9 protein-coding genes are annotated in these 20,351 nt (G+C 68.1%); 6 read left to right on the top strand and 3 right to left on the bottom strand.

Annotated features, from left to right (window positions below; genetic code table 11):
- Positions 1-585: 585 nt before the first annotated feature.
- Positions 586-7,140, top strand: a complete 6,555-nt coding sequence (locus AWC08_RS31230; protein WP_085088677.1) for a PE family protein — start codon at positions 586-588, stop codon at positions 7,138-7,140.
- 332 nt (positions 7,141-7,472) lie between these two features.
- On the opposite strand, the gene AWC08_RS31225 is transcribed toward AWC08_RS31230, so the two are convergent.
- The gene (locus AWC08_RS31225) at positions 7,473-12,311 is read right to left on the bottom strand and encodes a PPE family protein (RefSeq protein WP_069433210.1); all 4,839 of its coding nucleotides are present in this window, start codon (positions 12,309-12,311) and stop codon (positions 7,473-7,475) included.
- Between the two features lie 897 nt (positions 12,312-13,208).
- Here AWC08_RS31225 and AWC08_RS36895 point away from each other — a divergent pair.
- On the top strand, positions 13,209-13,637 hold the full coding sequence (locus AWC08_RS36895; RefSeq protein WP_065131817.1) for a hypothetical protein: 429 nt from the start codon (positions 13,209-13,211) through the stop codon (positions 13,635-13,637).
- Positions 13,638-13,795: 158 nt separating this feature from the next.
- Positions 13,796-14,959 carry an LLM class flavin-dependent oxidoreductase gene (locus tag AWC08_RS31215; RefSeq protein WP_065131818.1) on the top strand — a complete coding sequence of 388 codons (1,164 nt, stop codon included), beginning with the start codon at positions 13,796-13,798 and terminating at the stop codon, positions 14,957-14,959.
- Positions 14,960-14,984: 25 nt separating this feature from the next.
- On the opposite strand, the gene AWC08_RS31210 is transcribed toward AWC08_RS31215, so the two are convergent.
- On the bottom strand, positions 14,985-15,452 hold the full coding sequence (locus tag AWC08_RS31210; protein ID WP_055578578.1) for an SRPBCC family protein: 468 nt from the start codon (positions 15,450-15,452) through the stop codon (positions 14,985-14,987).
- Positions 15,453-15,618: 166 nt separating this feature from the next.
- Here AWC08_RS31210 and AWC08_RS31205 point away from each other — a divergent pair, with 166 nt between their 5' ends.
- The 3 genes from AWC08_RS31205 to lipD all read left to right on the top strand — a co-directional run bounded on the left by AWC08_RS31205 (position 15,619) and on the right by lipD (position 18,834).
- Positions 15,619-16,374, top strand: a complete 756-nt coding sequence (locus AWC08_RS31205) for a lysophospholipid acyltransferase family protein (protein ID WP_232007800.1) — start codon at positions 15,619-15,621, stop codon at positions 16,372-16,374.
- 11 nt (positions 16,375-16,385) lie between these two features.
- Positions 16,386-17,489 carry a serine hydrolase domain-containing protein gene (locus AWC08_RS31200; RefSeq protein WP_232007798.1) on the top strand — a complete coding sequence of 368 codons (1,104 nt, stop codon included), beginning with the start codon at positions 16,386-16,388 and terminating at the stop codon, positions 17,487-17,489.
- A 67-nt stretch (positions 17,490-17,556) separates the two neighbouring features.
- Entirely contained in the window at positions 17,557-18,834 is a 1,278-nt protein-coding gene (gene lipD / locus AWC08_RS31195; RefSeq protein ID WP_065131842.1) for a lipase LipD, read from the top strand.
- Positions 18,835-18,932: 98 nt separating this feature from the next.
- Here the strand turns inward: lipD and AWC08_RS31190 are convergent, their stop codons facing one another.
- On the bottom strand, positions 18,933-20,342 hold the full coding sequence (locus AWC08_RS31190; protein WP_069433208.1) for a TIGR00366 family protein: 1,410 nt from the start codon (positions 20,340-20,342) through the stop codon (positions 18,933-18,935).
- Positions 20,343-20,351: the final 9 nt, after the last annotated feature.

Genomic DNA, 20,351 nt, shown 5'->3' with positions numbered 1-20,351 from the left:
GGGCACCAACGGAACTCATCGAGATCAGACAACCCCGACTTCGGCCCCAAGAATGGCACCGCGGCGTACCGGAAAAGCACATCGATACGACGGGTGAGTCGTCAATATGGCTTTTACCCGGTACCTGCCACTCGAGAATCGGCGACCAGCGCGACAGCGAGCGCTACCGCGACCACCTCCCCCGAACCCGGAGCCTACAGCGATCTAGCCGCGGTGATGGCCAAAAACCGGAAACCTCGTCCGCCATCTCGCGGTCGAGGGTGACAGCGGCCGCCGGCGGGCCCTAAGGGCAGCACGCACGAAGCGAGTGAGGCGTACCAGGGGCGCACCCGGCCGCACCCCGGATCTCCGAACGGCCGGTGCCGGAACGACATCCGACGTCGGCGCACCGGGTTGCACACCCGCTGCCCAAGAGGCGAACAAATCGCGAGAATTTGTGCGTTCAATGTATTCATGTAAAGACCATCGACATTGCCGATGAACTCAATAACGTTTAGATAACGAACTGCCGAATTTGGATCAATCGCGCACGCGCGTAATAAGATCCGCGCATCGGGCTACTTGCGGGAAGTGGGATCTGGCGCCATGTCGTATGTGATTGCAGCAACAAACACACTTTCAACAGCGGCATCGGACATCGGGAGCATCGGATCCGCAATCACGGCAGCGAATCTCGCTGCAGCGCTGCCCACCACCGAGCTGCTGTCGGCCGCCGCGGACGAGGTCTCGACGCGCATTGCGGCATTGTTCGGCGAGCATGCCGCCAACTACCAGAATCTGGCCGCCGAAGCCGCGACTTTTCATGAGCAAATTGTGCGTTCTTTACAGTCCAGCGCGGTTTCGTATTCCAGCGCCGAAGCGGTGGGCACAGCGTTAGTGCAACAAACGCTCAACGTCGTCAACGCGCCTACCCTCGCGCTGCTGGGGCGCCCGCTGATCGGAAACGGCGCCGACGGGGCGCCGGGCACTGGCGCCAACGGCGGCGCAGGGGGCTTTTTGATCGGCAACGGGGGCGCGGGTGGATCCGGTGCCGCCGGGCAGAGCGGTGGGAACGGCGGGGTTGCCGGGCTGCTCGGCCTCGGCGGGGCCGGCGGCGCCGGCGGTGCCGCCGCCACAGGTACCGCCGGAGCTGGCGGCGCCGGTGGCGCCGGTGGGCTGTTCGCGCCGGGTGGCGCGGGCGGTGCGGGCGGAGCGTCGGTGTCCGGTGTCGGTGGCGCGGGTGGGGCAGGTGGCGTAGCCGGACTGTTCGGAACCGGCGGGGCCGGCGGAGCGGGCGGCCTGTCGACGAGCGGCACGGGGGGCGCCGGTGGTGCCGGCGGCAGCGGTGGTCTGCTGTTCGGCAACGGCGGCGCCGGCGGGGCCGGAGGTGTCGGTGGCGTCCAGAGCGGAGCCGGCGGCGCCGGTGGCGACGCCGGTTGGATCACCGGAGGCGGCGGCGCCGGTGGATTGGGAGGCAGCGGACTTCACGGAACCAACGGCAACGACGGGATCGGAGGGGGACAGGACGGCACCAGCGGGACCGCGGGAGGCGCGGCCGGCAACGGTGGAGCCGGCGGCCGGGGCGGACTGCTGTTCGGCACCGGTGGTGACGGCGGAGCCGGTGGCGTCGGCGGCGCCGGCGGGACGGGTGGCCATGGTGCCCTCGGAGATCCGGGTCTGACCGGTGGGGCGGGCGGCAACGGCGGGGCCGGTGGGGCCGGCGGAAGCGGCGGCGCGCCCGGCGCCGGCGGCGCCCTGTTCAGCCCGGCGGGCCAGGGCGGTGCCGGCGGGACCGGCGGCGACGGCGGGGTAGCCGGATCCGGCGGAGTCGGAGGCAAGGGCGCCGTAGTCGGCGGCGTCGCCGGCCAGGGCGGTGCCGGCGGCAAGGGTGGCACGCCGGGTACCGGCGGTGCCGGCGGTCTGGGTGGTGGCGCCGGCGCCAACGCCGGTTCCAACGGCGCGTCCGGCATCACGCCCGGCGGCGGCAATGGCGGCGCCGGTGGCGGCGGAGCGAATGCCACCACGCCCAACGGCAACGGCGGCGACGGAGGGCGGGGCGGTGACGCCGGGGCGGCCGGCGGTGCCGGCGGTGCCGGCGGTCGCGGCGGTGACGCCGGGGCGTACGGCAACGGAGGCAAAGGCGGCGACGGCGGCAATGGCATGGCCGGCGCCACAGCCAGTTCTCCGGGCGCGAATGGCAACGCGGGCGGCGCAGGTGGTGCGGGCGGAGACGGCGGTAACGGCGGGACGACATCCGGCAACGGCGGGGCCGGCGGAAGCGGCGGCGCAGGTGCCGGTGGCAGCGCCGGCGCGGCGGCGGCACCGGGCTTGGCCGGCGGCACCGGCGGTAGCGGCGGCAAGGGCGGGGCCGGCGGGGCCGGCGGCGCCGCGCTCGGCACGGGCGCTGGTGGGGCGGGCGGCAATGGTGGCGCCGGGGGCGTGGCCGGCGACGGCGGAGCCGGCGGCCAGGGCGTGGTCGTCGCCGGTGTTGCCGGCGCTGGCGGTGACGGCGGCAACGGCGGAGACGCGGGTGCCGGTGGGACCGCAGGAACCGGCGGTAGCGGCACAACTTCAGGCGCCAACGGCAAGGCCGGTGCCACTCCCAACATCGGCGGCAACGGTGGCGCGGGAGGCGCCGGTGCCAACGCGACCACCGCCGGCGGCGCCGGCGGCAACGGCGGCAAGGGCGGTGCTGGCGGATCGGTCGGCAATGGCGGCAGCGGCGGCGCTGGAGGTAACGGCCTGGCCGGCGCGCAGGTGGTCAACCCTGGCGACACGGGCAATGCCGGTGGCGACGGTGGCGCCGGCGGAGCCGGCGGTGCCGGCGGCTCGATCTCGGGCAACGGCGGTGTCGGAGGTGCGGGCGGAAACGGTGCCGCTGGGAGCGCCGGTGTGGCCGGTAAGGCCGGCGGCGCCGGCCTGACCGGGGGTGACGGCGGCAGCGGCGGTGCCGGGGGCAAGGGTGGTGCCGGCGGTATCGGTGGCACTGCGCTCGGCAAGGGTGCCAGCGGGATTGGCGGAGCGGGCGGCAACGGCGGACAGGGCGGAACGCCGGGCGACGGCGGTGCCGGCGGAAACGGTGTGGTGGTCGGTGGTGTGGCCGGTGCCGGCGGTGACGGCGGTAACGGCGGCAACCCCGGGGCCGGTGGACTCGCCGGCGTGGGCGGGGCCGGCGGTACCGGCGCCCTGCCGGGCGCCAACGGAACCGCGGGCAGCACCCCTGCCGGTGGTGGCAACGGTGGCATCGGCGGTACCGGCGCCTCGGCGACCACCGCCGGCGGTGCCGGCGGCGCCGGCGGCAAAGGCGGGAACGGCGGGTCGGTCGGTAACGGTGGCCAGGGCGGCGCCGGTGGCAACGGCTTTGTCGGTGCTCAGGGCAACAACGCCAGCAACCCCGGCCAAGATGGCACCGCAGGCGGCAGCGGCGGGATCGGTGGAGCAGGCGGGGCCGGCGGTAACGGTGGGAACATCGCCGGTTTCGGCGGCAGCGGTGGTGCGGGCGGTAAAGGCGGCCTGGGTGGGTTCGGAGGTAACGGCGCCAACGGTGAAGACGGAGGCTTAGGACTCAACGGTGGAGCCGGCGGCAACGGCGGGGCCGGCGGGACGGGTGGCGCCGGCGGCGCTGGCGGGACCGCCGGAATCGGCGCTTCCGGTAGCGGTACTGACGGCGCTGGCGGAGCCGGCGGCAACGGGGGCTTCGGCGGATCAGCCGGGACCGGCGGCACGGGAGGCACCGGCACCTTCACCGGCGGCGGCACCGGCACCGGTGGCGACGGTGGTCACGGGGGCACGGTGGGTGCCGGCGGCGGAGGTGGTCAGGGCGGCAAGGACGGCGGAACCGGCGGCGGTTTCGGCAAGAATGGCCTAGTCGGCGCGCAGGGCACTGGGGGCAACGGCGGAATGGGTGGCACCGGTGCGGCGGCGAACACGGTCGGCGGCGCAGGCGGGGCCGGAGGCAACGGCGGTGACGCCGGCCCAGTGGGCAATGGCGGTACGGGCGGTACCGGCGGTGCTGGCGCGGTCGGCACCAAAGGCGCCGATGCGACGACCACCGCCGACAACGGCGGCACAGGTGGTGTCGGCGGCAAGGGTGGTATCGGCGGAAAGGGTGGTGCCGGCGGGACGATCTCCGGCACCGGGGGTAACGGTGGAGCCGGCGGAGTCGGGGGCATTGGCGGAGCTGGCGGAGCCGGCGCCAACGGCGCCGACGGTGCTCTCGGCAAAGCCGGGGGCGCCGGCAGCAACGGCGGTCAGGGCGGTATCGGTGGTGACGGTGGCACCGGTGGCGCACCGGGCGTCGGCGCCACCGGCACAGGTAACGGTGGCGCCGGCGGAGCCGCTGGTAACGGTGGATTCGGCGGGTCTGCAGGCAACGGCGGCACCGGCGGCACCGGCACCTTCGACAGCGGCGGCTCTGGCACCGGCGGCACCGGCGGACAAGGCGGCACGCCCGGCGCCGGCGGCGCCGGCGGCACCGGGGGGACAGGCAGCACACCCGGCGCCAACGGCAAGTCGGGCGGCATAGGCGTAGGCGGCAACGGCGGCAGCGGCGGCACCGGCGCAGCCGCAACCACGGCCGGCGGCACCGGGGGTACCGGCGGCGACGGAGGTGACGCCGGACCTGTCGGCAACGGTGGCGCTGGCGGCACCGGCGGCGCGGGCGCGTTCGGCGCCAAAGGCCTCGACGCGACGATCGCCGGCAATGACGGCGGCATAGGCGGCGGCGGCGGCAACGGCGGGGCCGGCGGGAAAGGCGGCGCCGGAGGGGCCATCTCTGGCATTGGCGGTAATGGTGGGCTCGGCGGTTCGGGTGGAATCGGCGGGGTCGGTGGGGCAGGCGCCAACGGCGCCGACGGTGGCCTGGGCATCGCTGGCGGTGCCGGCGGCAACGGTGGTCAAGGCGGTTCCGGCGGTAACGGCGGCGCCGGCGGTGCACCCGGCGCCGGCGCCACCGGTACCGGTACCGGTGGCGCGGGCGGAGCCGCCGGCAACGGTGGTTTCGGCGGGTCTGCCGGCACCGGCGGGGCCGGCGGAATCGGCACTTTCGACAACGGCGGCTCAGGCACCGGCGGCAAAGGTGGACAAGGCGGCACACCAGGCACCGGCGGCACCGGAGGTACGGGCGGCACCGGCACCACTCCCGGCGCGAACGGCAAATCAGGTGGCATGGGCGTAGGCGGCAACGGCGGCAACGGCGGTGCCGGCGCAGCCGCGACCACGGCCGGCGGTAACGGCGGCACCGGCGGTGACGGCGGCGACGCCGGACCGGTTGGCAGCGGCGGAAACGGTGGCACCGGCGGCGCGGGCGCCGCTGGCAGTAAGGGCGGCGACGCGACCCTCCCCGGCCAGAACGGCGGCCAGGGTGGCGACGCTGGTAACGGCGGGACTGGCGGAAAAGGTGGTTCAGGCGGGGCAATATCCGGGAGCGGCGGCAAGGGCGGCAACGGCGGTGTCGGCGGAACCGGCGGAGCCGGTGGAACCAGCGGCGCCAGTGCCATCGGCGGAGGCGGTGGCACCGGCGGCACCGGTGGCCAAGCCGGGGCGGCGGGCATCGCGCTGGCCCCCGGTGGCAAATCGGGCGCCGTGGGCATCACCGGAAACGGCGGAAACGGCGGAAACGGTGGCGCCGGCGGAACGGGAGTAGCCGGCTCCCTCAATGGCGGTACCGGCGGCACCGGCGGCACCGGCGGTAAGGCCGGCGCGCCCGCTATTCTCGGGAACCCGGTCGGCGTCAGCGGAAACGGAGGCCTCGGGGGTAACGGCGGCCTCGGCGGCGCGGGCGCTTCTGGCAGCACCGCCGGTGCCGCGGGGGCCCCCGGCGGCAGAGGCGGCGACGGTGGCGTCGGCGGCGCCGGCGGCGCCCCCGCCGTCGTAGGCGGCACCGGCGGCGGTAACGGCGGAAACGGCGGAAACGCGGGCACCGGCGGCAGCGGCGGCAGCGGCGCTTCGGGCGCTGCGAACGCTGGAACGGGCGGCAAGGGAGGCGCCGGTGGATCCGGCGGAAACGGTGGTGGGGGCGGCGCCGCCGGTGGCGTTGGGGCTTCCGCCGGCAGCCAAGGCAACGCCGGCGGCGGCGGAAACGGCGGCGCGGGTGGCGCAGGTGGTCTTGGGGCAGCCGGTGTCAACCCCGGTCCCGCGAACCCACAGAGCGGAACAGCGGCCAGCGGCACGCAGCCTGGAGATGTCCTCAACGGCCAAGGCAATGTTGGGTTGTCTGGCACAAACGGAGCCAACGCAAGCAACTCCGGGGAGACCGGTGGAACCGGCGGGAAGGGCGGCGGCAATGTACTCACCGCCGGCTTCGGAAACGCCACCGGCGGCACCGGCGGCAATGGCGGCAACGGCGGTCCGAATGGTGGCAACGGCGGCACCGGCGGCATGGGCGGTACCGGCTCCCAGGTCTCGATTGGCAACTACGCCGCCGGCGGTACCGGCGGCACCGGCGGCACGGGCGGGTTCGGCGGGAACGGCGGGAACGGAGGAACGGGCGGAGATGCGCTCGGCGGAGTCGTCATTCCGGTCAGCAACACGTATCCCGGAAACGGCGGTACCGGCGGCATGGGCGGGTTCGGCGGCGGCAAGGGCGGCAATGGCGGCATGGCCGGGCTCTCCTTCTTTGGTGCAAATACGGGCACTGCCAGCTACGGCGCTACCGGCGGCAACGGCGGCACCGGCGGCCAAGGGGTCGGTGGTGGCACCGGAGGCCTGGGTGGCGCCGGCGGTGCCGGCGGCAACGCCGGGTTCGGCGCCGGCAATGCGGTCGGCGGTGCTGGCGGCATGGGCGGCGGTGGCGGTGCCGGCGGCACCGGCGCAGTCGGCGGCGGTGGCGGGGACGGCGGCACTGGCAACACCATTGCCGTCGGCGGTAACGGCGGAAACGGCGGAAACGGCGGCACCGGCGGCACCGGCGGTACCGGCGGCGGTGGCGGCGCTGGCGGTGCCGGCGGCTTAGGGGCCAACGGCAGCGCGGTCCTCAGCGGTGCCGGCGGTGATGGTGGAGCTGGCGGTGCCGGCGGATTCGGCGGTGGCGGCGGTATCGCCGGCAAGGGCGGTCAGGCTTACAACAGCCTCGCCTGGCCTTTCGGCACCAACGGTATCGACGGTAACGCCGGGGCCAACGGAGCTACCGGCGCAGCCGGCGCCGCCGGCTCCAAGGGTTAGCCGGACGACACCGGTTCCAGGCCGTTACCGCCAGCACCGGCCAATGGCTCGTGCGGGGAAATCGGAAACTGCGATACCACGGGACCGCCAAGAACGACTCCTGGGCTTTATCCCGCCCCCACACGCCCTTATTCAGGAGACTCCTAGGCGTTGGCCCGCCTTGCAGCGACAACTCAGCGTGTCGCTGCAAGGCACGCCAACAGACAAGTGTTCGCGCCTCAACTCGGCCAACGCCACTTGGAGATGAGCGAGACTGAAGTCGTTGGGGGACGCGCCGTAAAGACACGTGAACATGCCGACGCCCTCCGTCGAGCCGGCGATGGTCAACCCGATTACGGACCGGTCCCGGTAGTGAAGAATCCGGAGAGCTTCTGACCGATGTTCCTGACGCCCGAATCGAAGGCGGCCGTCATCAGGCCCAGTGAGCTGGTATTGGCGTAGCCCGAAATGGCGTTGCCCCAGTTCGACATGCCGGATACAAACTGGCCGACGTTGAATGAGCCGGAAACCGCGCCCGACAACGTTTCTGGTACCTGATTCCAGAAGCCCGACACCGCAGTTCCGACGTTGCCGAAGCCCGATACGCTGCCTTGCCCACTGTTGAAGAAGCCGGAGGACGGCGCTGAGGTCGTGTTTCCAACGCCTGGTCCGCCGAAGTTGATCGGAATATTGATGGGCCCGAGGCCACCGTTCAACTCGACATGCAGGGGAGCGAGGCCAATGCTGAAGCCAGGGATGGTGACCGCGCTGGTGCTGCCGCTCAACGGGATGTTGAGTCCAATTTGCGGGATGTTGATCCCACCGATGGTGAACGGGCTGGTGGATCCGTTCAGCGGAATGCTCAGCCCGATCTCCGGAATGCTGACACCACCGATGGTGAACGGGTTCGTAGTCCCGCTCAGCGGAATATCGAGTCCGATTCGCGGAAGGGTGAAACCGCTGATGGTGAATGGGTCTGTCGTGCCGCTCAGCGGGAGACTCAGCCCGAATTCCGGAAGGCTGAAACCACCGATGGTGAACGGAGCAGTCGCGCCTCTCAGTGGCAAATCGATACCGAATCTGTCGATGCTGAACCCATTTACGGTGATCGCCCCGGTTTGGCCCGTCAACACTGGCCCAACTGTGAAGGTGCTCAAAGGGATCGGGCCGATGTAACCCGTGATGACGCCGCCGACATTCAACGGAATCTGACCGATCAGTATGCTGATAGGAATGGCTACACCGACTGTCACGGGGATACCCGGGATGACAATTGTCGGAACGGTGACGTTACCGATCCCGCCGGAAGCGTTCAATCCAATCGGGATCGAGGGAATCGTAATGTCTGGCACCGTAACGGGACCGATACCGCCACCCGCCGCAAGATTCAGGGGTATGCCTGGAATGCTGATGTTGGGCACAGTAATCGGACCGATGCCACCGCCGGCCGCAAGATTCACCGGTATGCCCGGAATGGTGATGTCCGGCACCGTGATGGGGCCAATGCCGCCGCCGGCCAACAGATTCAGGGGAATACCCGGGATATCGATGTTCGGGACGCTGATAGGCCCGAGGCCACCAGAGGCCAGCAAGTTCAACGGAATCGCGGGAATCGTGATGTCGGGCACGGTGATCGGTCCGACGGCGCCGTCGACGGTGACGCTCAACGGAATGGCGGGCAGGGTAATGGTCCCGGACACTCCGGCCAGCCCCTGGTAGTCACCGCGCCAGAACATGCCGTTGCTGAAATTGCCCGAGATCAGCGCACCTGTGTTGACGTCACCGGTGTTGGCCAGGCCGGTGTTGATGTTGCCGGGATTCAAGAGGCCGGTGTTGGTGTCGCCGGGGTTGAAGTCGCCCGTGTTGACGCTGCCGGCGTTGAAGTTGCCGGTGTTGTGGCTGCCCACATTGGCGATACCCGAGTTGACGCTGCCGACGTTGAAGAATCCGGTGTTGGCATTACCTGCGTTGCCGAGGCCGGTGTTGTAGTTGCCGGAATTTCCGATGCCGAAGTTACCGGTGCCTGAGTTGAAGAAGCCGACATTGCCGTTGCCCGAGTTGAACAAGCCGATGTTGCCGACGCCCGAGTTGAGGCCACCGATCCCGATCTGGTTGTTTCCGGTCAACCCGATCCCGATGTTTGCATTGCCGGTATTGCCGAAGCCGATGTTGCCGTTACCGATGTTGCCGAATCCGATGTTCTGTATTCCGGCGGTCAGCCCCGGACCAGTGTTGCCAAAGCCGACGTTGCCGTTGCCGAGGTTGCCGAGGCCGAAGTTGTTATCGCCCAGGTTGCCGAAGCCGAAACTTCCAGCCCCGACGTTGCCGCCACCGAAGTTGACATTGCCGACGTTCCCGAGACCGAAGTTGGAGAGACCGACATTCGCGGCGCCCGTGTTCAGGTTGCCGTCGTTGGCAAAGCCGAGGTTAAACGTCGTCCCGCCGGCGGCGTTACGCAAAAATCCCGCGAGGTGGTCGCCGGTGTTGGCGACACCGGAGTTGAAGGCCGCGGTCGCCAGGTCCAGCGTGCTGGTGTTGAACAACCCCGAGACGGTGTTGCCGACGTTGTACATACCCGATGTCAACGGACCCACGTTGAAAGAACCTGAATTGCCCAGACCGTGAGCGACATTCCAGAAGCCCGAGCTGCCCGACCCGAAGTTGCCGATACCTGAGGTCCCGCCCGCACCGCTGTTGAAAAATCCCGAAGACGGTGTCGCGGTGGTGTTTCCGAGGCCCGGGCCCCCGATGTTGATCGGGATCTCGATCGGCCCCACGGTGCCCACCGTTTGAAGGCCCAGCGGGATGGGCGGAAGACTGAAACCGTTCGGGAACAAAGTGACGGGGCCTAAGCCACCACCTACGTTGATACCGAGCGGAATTGCGGGGAGGGTATAGCCGTTCGGGAAGACGGTCAACGGACCCAGACCGCCACCTACGTTGATGCCCAGAGGAATCGGTGGAAGGTTGTAACCGTTCGGAAACAGCGTGACCGGACCCAGACCGCCGCTGACGTTGATGCCCAACGGGATTGCGGGAATGGTGTATTGGTTCGGGAAGATGGTGACAGGGCCCAATCCGCCACCCACATTGACGCTCAACGGAATTCCGGGAAGCGAGATGGTCGGCGTGCTGACCGGGCCTATTTCGCCCCCCACGTTGATGGACAACGGGATGCCCGGAAGGGTGATAGTGGGGCTGCTGAAACCGCCGATGCCGCCGCTTACCGTGATAGCGCCTACGTTCAACGTCACGGTGCCCGGGCCGACGGTCCCTACGGTGGGATTGACGCCGAACAGGCCGAGCGCCAGCGGTGACGCTGGGAAATTGATCGGGATGTTCACCAGGGGGGCGCTGGACAGCGAGAGCCCGATCTGGTTGATGGTGACCGGCGGAACAACGATGGGGCCGACCAGGGCGCCTTGACTGTTGATGCCCAACCCGATCGTGGGAATTGTGATGGGCGGGACGGTGATCGGGCCGACCAACGCGCCGTTGCTGTTGATACCCAACCCGATTGTGGGCACGTTGATCGGCGGAACAGTGATCGGGCCGACCAACGCGTTGGAACTGTTGATGCCCAATCCAATGGTGGGAATCGTGATGGGGGGGATGGAGATGGACCCGACCAACGCGCCGTTGCTGTTGATGCCCAATGCGATTTCGGGAACCGTGATGGGCGGCAATGTGATCGGCCCTACCAGCGCGCCGTTGCTGTTGATGCCCAAGCCGATTTGAGGAACTGCGATGGGCGGCAGAGTGATTGGGCCGAGATCACCCAGACCGTCAAGATTCAAGCCGATGGCCGGGATGGTCAGCGTGCCGGAGTAGCCGGCCAAGCCCTGGAAATCACCCCTCCAGAAGAAGCCGTTGCTGTAGCTACCCGTGTTGAACGCCCCGGTGTTGACGTTGCCGGTGTTCCCCCAGCCGGTGTTCAGGTTCCCGGGGTTGAACCCGCCGGTGTTGGAGCTGCCGATATTCCAGTTGCCCGTGTTCAGGTTGCCCAGATTGAAGTGGCCCGTGTTGTAGTTGCCGATGTTGGCGATGCCGGTGTTGGCGATGCCGGTGTTGAAGAGTCCGGTGTTCGCCTCACCGGCGTTGCCGATGCCGGTGTTGTAGCTGTTGCCGGAGTTGAACAAGCCGAAGTTTCCGGTGCCGCTGTTGCCGATGCCGATGTTGCCGGTGCCCGAGTTGAACAAGCCAATGTTGCCGGTGCCCGAGTTCAGGCCGCCGATTCCCTGCAGATTGTTGCCGTTCAGCCCGAAGCCGATGTTCCCGTTGCCGGTGTTGCCGAAGCCGATGTTTCCGCTACCGGTGTTCCCGAAGCCGAAGTTGTTGCTGCCGGTGTTGCCGAAGCCGACGTTGCCGACCGCGGCCGTCAGGCCGGCGCCGATGTTCCCGAAGCCGAGGTTGTTGCTGCCGAAGTTGCCGAAACCGAAGTTGTTGCTGCCGAAGTTTCCGGTGCCGATGTTATAGCTGCCGAGATTTCCCCCACCGAGGTTGTAGCTGCCAAGATTTCCGCTGCCCAGGCTGAAGTTGCCGAGATTGCCGTTGCCGATGTTTCCCTGGCCGCTGTTGGCCAGACCGAGGTTGATGTTGCTCGTCACGGTCGGGGCGGCCGCGGCTATCGCGCTCGGCACCGCGGCCAGTTGGGCAGGCAGGCTCGCCAAGGCTTGCAGCGGTGCGAGGAACGGCGTCAGTCCTGCGGCAACCGCCGAAGCCCCGGCATGGTAGGCAGCCATCGCCGACACATCCAGGGCCCACATCTCCTCGTAGATGCCCTCCATGGCGGCGATAGCGGGCGCGTTCTGGCCGAAGAGGTTCGAAATCACCAGAGCGACAAATTGATTGCGATTGGCCGACACCAATTCGGGCAGCACCATTGCCGAGCGCACCGCTTCGAATTCACCAACCAACGCTCCGGCCTGGGCGGAGGCCTGAGCCGCCTGCTCAGCGGCCGTAGTGAGCCATCCCGCGTAAGGAAGTGCCGCGGCCGCCATCGCCATTGACGCCGAACCCTGCCAGGCCCCGCCGACGAGGCCGGAAGTAACGGCTTGAAACGAAGCGGCGGCGGTGGCCAGTTCGCCTGCCAGCCCGTCCCACGCCGCCGCCGCCGCCAGCATCGGCTGCGACCCCGCGCCGGCCTGTATCAAGGCCGAATTGATCTCGGGGGGCAGCACAAAGAAGCTCATCGCCGTACCTCTCTTAGGGCATCGCGCCATAAAAAGCTGTAGCCAGCCCGCGAAAACCGGTTGTCCCCCCGACCCGCACGGTCGTCGACAATCTGGTGTTTGTAGCGGTCAAGGTACGCGGTAACACCCGGGTCAAACCGAGCGATTTATCGAAACGCGATGCAACCGTTATCAAACTGTGATAATCGCACGACGTATATGAAAAATTACTTTACAAAGCGTCCACGGAGCAGCTGTTCCGCTGGCTTTGTCAATCCTGAACACAACACCTTGCTACGGACCACTCACTGCCACAACGGAATTCGCTTGCAGCCGGAGGCCGGGCCACCAATCTCGAGGGTGGCGTTGAAACGGTCAACCCCGGTGGCATAGCGGATTTACCACGCCGTACAAAGAAATTTACGGCAGCAAAAACGGTGTAATTCCTGGCCGCGGGGGTCGCTGGTTCTGGCCATAGTGCCGAAATGGGCCGGCCGGCCCGGACTCCTGCCGTCACCGAGCGCCGTAATCCCCGGCCGTAGCTGATTATGCCCGCCGCGGAGAGTCTGTCGGTGCCGTGTTCGCGACCGTCGGCCGGAATGCCCGCCGAAGCGAATCCGCAGAGACCGGAAAGGGGACCGCGGCATTCGGTGTCCGGAACCGTCGATGCTCGAATCATCAAGCGCGGCAGCCTAATCGGGCGTGCGAAGGACAGACCGCTACGCCCGCCGGCCCATGCTCTTACGTCTTGCGGTCAGTTGGATCATCTATCGCCGGTGGCGCCGGCGGCAGCCGCACGCGCAGTCCGGCGGTGCGCCGGCGTTTCGGATCCCGATCAGTTTCCCCCCGCAAATTAGGGGGTATGCGCCCCAGGCATCCCTGCAAGACGCAAGACGAGAGTGGAGATTGGTAAGGCTGATGAGAACTGGAGCTAGAACTGCCCTCGCGACCTTCGGCGGTGGGGCCATGCTCGTCATGGCCGTCGCCTGTGGCGGCGGAGACAACAAGGGACCGAGCAGCAGCACCACCCCGTCGTCGTCGACGACACCGACGACAACGATGTCCAGCACCGTTCCGTCCAGCGGTGCGGCGCCCTCGGAAACCCAACCCGGCGGAGCACCGGGACCCAGTGGCACCGGCGGACCCGGCGGCGGAGGCGGCAGCGTTCCCGGTGGTCCTACGGGTGGCGGCGGACCCGGCGGCGGTGGCGGCAGCGTTCCGGGCGGACCGACCGGTGGCGGCGGACCCGGCGGCGGAGGCGGCACCATTCCCGGTGTCGGCGGTGGCGGGGGCGGACCGGGCGGCGGCGGTGGTTGCGTCGGCAACATCTGCGGCAGCATTCCGTGATCGCACGCCACAGCTGACGATTTCCAGACGAGGACCGGGGCCAACCCGGTCCTCGTTTGTTGTTCGGCGGCCCCCGACCCGGCTCTCAGACCGTGCCATTCCGTGGGGCCTCCCCATCGGGCTAGTGTTCGAACAGCGCCGATCGCAAGGGAGCCCCAATGACGAAGCTCAGGTTCGGATACTTCATCGCCCCTTTCCACCGCGCCGGTACCAACCCGACGCTCGCCCTGCAGCGTGACCTGGAGTTCGTCGAGCATCTCGACGCCCTCGGTTTCGACGAGGCGTGGATCGGCGAGCATCACTCCGCCGGCAGCGAGATCATCAGTTCGCCAGAGGTGTTCATCGGCGCTGCGGCCCAGCGCGCCAAGCGGATCCGGTTCGGCACGGGCGTGATCTCGCTGTCCTACCACAACCCCCTGTGGGTTGCCGACCGGTTGATGCTGCTCGATCACCTCACCCACGGTCGAATCATCGGCGGGGTCGGGCCCGGTTCGTTGCCCACCGATTCGTCGATGATCGGGCTCACTCCCACCGACACCCGCGAGTTGCTCGAAACAAACCTGGACATCGTCGTGCGCTTGCTGGCGGGGGAGACCGTCTCGGCCAAGACCGCCACCCACCAGCTCTACGACGCGAGATTGCAGCTTGCGCCGTACTCGGACGGCGGGATTCCGCTGGCGGTGGCAGCGGTCGCCTCGCCCACCGGTGCCCGGCTGGCCGGCAAACACGGCATCGGCCTGCTGTCGATCGGCGCGACGCTGACCATCGAAGGCTTCGACGCATTGGCCTATCACTGGGGCATCGTCGAAGAGCGGGCCAAGGCGTTCGGCACCCGGGTCGACCGCAGCAATTGGAGCCTGGTCGGGCCGATGCACATCGCCGAGACCGACGAACAGGCCCGCGCCGACGTCAAATTCGGCATCGAACCCTGGTTCCGTTACTTCCAGAAGGTCGCCGCTTTCCCGCAGATGACGATGCCCGGGGACCGGCTCGACGAGATGATCGACATGATCAACGAAAACGGCGCCGGCGTCATCGGGACGCCGGAACGCGCCCGCGAACAGGTGCAGCGGTTGTGGGATCAGTCAGGCGGATTCGGCTGCATGCTGCAGATGGGTCACGAGTGGGCCAATCCGGCGGCCACCAGACGGTCCGCCGAACTGTTCGCCGCCGAAGTGATGCCGCACTTCCAGGGTCAGGCGCAGCCCACCCTGGATGCCGCGACTAGGGCCGGCCAGATGCGCGACGACCTCGCCGCGACACAGCTGCAGGCGATCGAGCACATGACCAAGAAGTACCAGGACGAGCTGAACGCGAAGTAGCGACGAAACCTGTTTTGCCAGAGGGCTATCGGGCAGTTCCGGCTTCGCGTTCGGCGGCTTGGACCAGCTTGCCGGCGAAGAATTTGACCGCACCGCCCATGGCGGCCCGGACCGCCGGCCCGGTGCCGCGCGCCTTCTCGGTGAACGACCCGCTCCAGCGGATATCGGTCCCACCCGACGGGGTCGGGGTGAGCACCACCTCGCCCTGATAATCCTTCGCGGGTTGCGGCGAGCCCACCAGCTTGTAGACGTGGCGACGATCCTGCTCGTATTCGACGGTCTCTTCCTGCACGAAGACCGGGAACATGCCGAGCTTGCGGATGGCGCCCACGCCGCCGGGCGCCGGGTTCCCCTGGCGTACCCAGCTCGAGGACACCACGATCGGCTTCGCCCAGGACGACCAATTGCCTCCGTCAGCCACCAACCGGAACACCGTCGCCGGCGGTGCGCTGGTGGTCTTGTTGACCTCGAACGTGAACTTACGACCCGACATGGCGGATACCCTACCGGGCCGGAGCACATCGGCCTTGCCGGGGATCTGACCGGCGAAAATCATTCCGTGTGACGGCGGACGGGGGCATACTCTCGATGTGCCAAATGCCGACACCACATCCGTTCCACCCACGCCCACCAAGGCTGACGTCACCGCGGCGCTGAACATGATGAAGCCGCTGCGCAGGGTGATCAAGCCCAAGGTCTACGGCATCGAGAACGTCCCCACCGAGCGCGCGTTGCTGGTGGGCAACCACAACACGCTGGGCCTGGTCGACGCGCCGCTGCTGGCTGCCGAGCTGTGGGAGCGGGGGAGAATGGTCCGGTCCCTGGGCGATCACGCGCATTTCAAGATTCCCGGCTGGGGTGAGGCGCTCACCCGCATGGGCGTCGTGGACGGCACCCGCGAGAACGCCTCCGAACTGATGCGACGCGGGGACCTGGTGATGGTGTTCCCCGGTGGCGGCCGGGAAGTGGCCAAGCGCAAAAACGAACAGTACAAGTTGGTGTGGAAGAACCGACTCGGCTTCGCGCGCTTGGCAATTCAGTACGGCTACCCCATCATCCCGTTCGCTTCAGTTGGCGCCGAACACGGCATCGACATCATCTTGGACAACGACTCCCCGCTGCTGGCACCGACGAAGTTCCTCGCCGAGAAGCTGCTCGGCACTCCCGACGGCCCGATGCTCGTTCGCGGCGTGGGATTGACTCCGGTGCCCCGGCCCGAGCGCCAGTACTACTGGTTCGGTGAAGCGATCGACACCACCGAGTTCAGCGGGCAGGAAGCCAACGACAACGCCGCACGCAAGGTCCGCGAACGCACCGCCGCAGCGATCGAGCACGGCATCGAGCTGATGCTCGCCGAGCGCGAAGCCGACCCGAACCGGTCACTGGTCGGACGGCTGCTGCGCTCCGACAGCTGACCCACCACTCCGTGCCATCGCATTTATGGTCGGTCGCGCTGCCGCTGCTGTCGACACTGCTGCTCGGGGCGTGCGCCGATCCGCACCCCGCCCCGGCACCCAAAAGCGGCGCCGCTACCCCCGCAACGTCCCCCGCGAGGGCGGCCAGCAGCCAGAACGTGCTGGATAACGCAGTCAAAGCCGACGGCCCGGGTTGCTCGGCGGCGGTCGGCGTCGAGGGAAAGGTCGCCTGGACCGGCGTGGCCGGGCTGGCGAACGTCGCCAACGGAGGAAAGATCACCGCCGAGACGGTGTTCGACATCGCTTCGGTCTCAAAGCAATTCACGGCTACCGCCGTCCTGCTGCTGGCTGCCGCCGGAAAGTTGACGACCGACGATGCACTCGCCCAGTTTCTGCCGGAGATGCCGCCGTGGGCCACCAATGTCACTGTCTCCCAGCTGATGCACCACACCAGCGGGATCCCAGACTACGTCGGCCTGTTGCAGGAACAAGGTTTCAGCTACGCCGACCGCACCACCGAGGCGCAGGCGCTGCAGGCCCTGGCGGGCGCACCGGAGCTGATGTTCAAACCCGGCTCTCATTACCAGTACTCCAACTCCAACTACCTGCTGCTCGGTGAGATCGTGCACCGGGTGTCGGGCGAGGCACTACCGGACTATCTGAACGCGGAAATCTTCACGCCATTGAGCCTGACCATGGTGGTCGACCCCGTCGCCAGCATCCCGAACAAAGCGCTGTCCTACACCAGCGAGGGCGGCGACTACCGAGTCGCCGACTCCAAGTGGGAGCAGGTCGGCGACGGCGGCATCCAGACCACCCCGAGCCAGCTGGTCCGCTGGGCCGACAACTACCGCACCGGCAAGGTGGGCGGCCCCAACCTGCTCGATGCCCAGCTGTCCGGATCGGTGCAGACCGAGCCGGGTGGCGGCGACCGCTACGGCGCGGGCATCTTCTCCCTCGCCAACGGCATGCTCGACCACGACGGTGCGTGGGCCGGATTCGTCAGCGCGTTCCGCGTCAGCAGCGACCGGCGCACCTCGGTGGCGGTCAGCTGCAACGTCGACAAACAAGATCCCGAGGCCTTGGCCGACGCGCTGGGCCGCATCTGGATGTAGCGGCGCGCAAACAGAAAATTGTCAATCCTGTGGGCCGGGCGGGCCTCAGGCTGCAATCATGCACGGTATGCCGAAACCGACCGTCCTCACCACCGACAATGGCCTCCCGTCCGGCGTGCAGGGAGCGTGCGACTCACACTTCCTGAATGTGATTCGCGCGTTCGCCGGACTCTATCCGGGCAAGATGTTCGGCGGCGGCGGTCTCTCGGTGTACATCGACGGTAAACCGGTCGTGGACGTGTGGACCGGCTACTCCGACCGCAAGGGCAAGGTGCCCTGGACCGAAGACACCGGCGCCATGGTGTTCTCCGCGACAAAAGGCCTGGCCGCCACCATCATTCACATGCTCGTCGACCGCGGACTGCTGGCCTACGACGTGCCGGTAGCCGAGTACTGGCCGGAGTTCGGCGCCAACGGCAAATCCGAGATCACCGTCAGCGACGTGTTGCGGCACCGCGCCGGCCTGTCCCACCTCAAGGGCGTCGACAAGCACACCATCATGGACCACCTTCAGATGGAGGAGCGGTTGGCAGCCGCCCCGGTCGACCACGCCCACGGCAAGACGGCCTATCACGCGATCACCTACGGGTGGCTGCTGTCGGGGCTGGCGCGCGCCGTCACGGGTAAAGGCATGCGCGAGTTGTTCCGCGAAGAACTCGCCCGCCCGCTGAACACCGATGGATTGCACCTTGGCCGGCCGCCCGCCGATTCGCCGACCAAGGCGGCGCAGACGCTGCTGCCGCAGTCGAAGATCCCGACACCGCTGCTGGACTTCATCGCACCGAAGGTGGCCGGACTGTCGTTCTCCGGGCTGCTCGGCTCCATCTACTTCCCCGGCATCATGGGAATGCTGCAGGACGATATGCCGTTCCTGGACGGCGAATTGCCGGCGGTCAACGGCGTGGTGACGGCGCGCGCACTGGCCAAGGCTTATGCGGTGCTGGCGAACGACGGTGTCATCGACGACACCCGGTTGCTGTCGTCGGAGGCGGTGGCCGGCATGAAGGGCAAGGCCGAACTGTGGCCGGATCTGAACCTGGGGCTGCCCTTCACCTACCACCAGGGCTACCAGTCGTCGCCGGTACCAGGGTTTTTGGAGGGTTACGGTCACATCGGGCTGGGCGGCACGGTCGGTTGGGCGGATCCTGAATCCGGTAGCTCGTTCGGCTATGTGCACAACCGCCTGTTGACGCTGCTGCTGTTCGACGTCGGCTCGTTCGCGGGGCTGGCGCCGCTGCTGACCAGCGCGGTCAGCGCCGCGAAAAAGGACGGTCCGCTGGAGGTGCCGCATTTTGGCGCCGCATACCAGGATTCGGGCGACTACGAACCCGCCGCCGGCGAGTAGCTCACCACCCTGCGAGGGTGCGCTCCGGTACGTCGACACGCCGTCGACACCGGCATTTCGTGCACCCTCGCGCCGCCGTTAGAAAGCCGCCCCGACTTTCAGAGCACGTGTGGGGCGACGAGGACGGCGGCGCCGGACACGAGGAGCCCGATCAGGAATGCGATCACCGTGAATCCCATTACTTGGCGGACATTGAGCCGAGCGATGGCCAGCAGGGGCAGCAGCCAGAAGGGCTGGATCATGTTCGCGACGGCTTCACCGACCGCGACGGCCATGGAGATCAGCCCGAGGTACGCGGGGGAACGCTGCCCGAGCGCGAGCGCCGAGTCCACCGCAACTGGCCCCTGCACCGCCCAGTGTCCACCGCCCGACGGCACGAACAGCGAGATGACGACCGAACCCAGAAATGTCAGAAACGGCAGCGTGTACTGATTGGTGCCGGTCACCAACGCCTGCGCCAGCACCGTCTCCAGCGCCTTGCCCGATTGCGTTGGCAGATAAGCCAATAACCCGACTATCCCGCCGTACAGCGGATACTGCAGCAGCAGCGGCCCCGACACCTTCGCGGCTCCGGAGAACGCGCGGATGAACCGTATCGGCGTGCGATGCAGCAGCGCGCCGGTGACGGTGAACAACATCACCATGGAGGAGATGTTGAGCGCGAATCCGCTCAGCCAGAAGTAGGCCAGTCCCGCGGCGAACACCAGGACGTTGAGAATCCACAAATCTTCGAGCCACTCGGCGAAGGTGCGCCGTGCGGCGACGGCGGTCCCGACGGGCTCGTCCTCGGCGAAGATCGCCGGATCCGGCGCCAGCGAGTGTGACGGTTCCATCCGCCGGATCGCCGTGGCGAGCAACACGAGTATCACAACGACGGCCACCCAGCTGTAGGGCTGGAATATCGTCAGCGAAAGCCCGACGTCGTGCCCGGTCATCTTGTGGATCACGTTGATCGGGCTGCCCGGATCGGTGTTCGCCAGCGCGATCGACGACGATAAGCCCTGTGTCCAGACGATGAACCCCATGAATGCGGCCGCGATGAGGTAGCCGAAATGCGTTGTGGGCATTCGCCTTGCGACCTGACGGGCCACCAGGGCGCCGGCCACCAGACCCAGTCCCCAGTTCAGCAACGACAACGCCGCGCTGACGCCGAAGCACAGCAGCGCACCCTGCACCTGGTTCTTGGGCCTGCCGGCGATGGACACGATGGCCCGCTTGATCACGGGCGCCTCGGCCAGGGTGTAGCCGGTGACCAGGATCAGCACCATCTGGAACGCGAACGTGAAGATGTTCTGTGATCCCCAGACTCCGCCGTACCAGGCTTTGACCATGCCGCCAGGGGTCGCGCCGCGGACAAGTAACGCGACCAACGCGGCCACGACGATGGTGAGGATGACCGCGAACAGGTAGGGGTCCGGCATGAAGCGTTCGACGTAGCGCACGCACACAGCGGTCAGTCGCTGCAGGAACCCGCGCGACCTGACCTCGGGGGCCTCTTCGGTGGTCATCTCCGCCTA

The sequence above is a fragment of the Mycobacterium gordonae genome (genome assembly GCF_002101675.1).
Lineage (GTDB): Bacteria > Actinomycetota > Actinomycetes > Mycobacteriales > Mycobacteriaceae > Mycobacterium > Mycobacterium gordonae.
The sequence above is the reverse complement of the archived record's forward strand: the minus strand, read 5'-3'. Positions and strand labels throughout refer to the sequence as shown.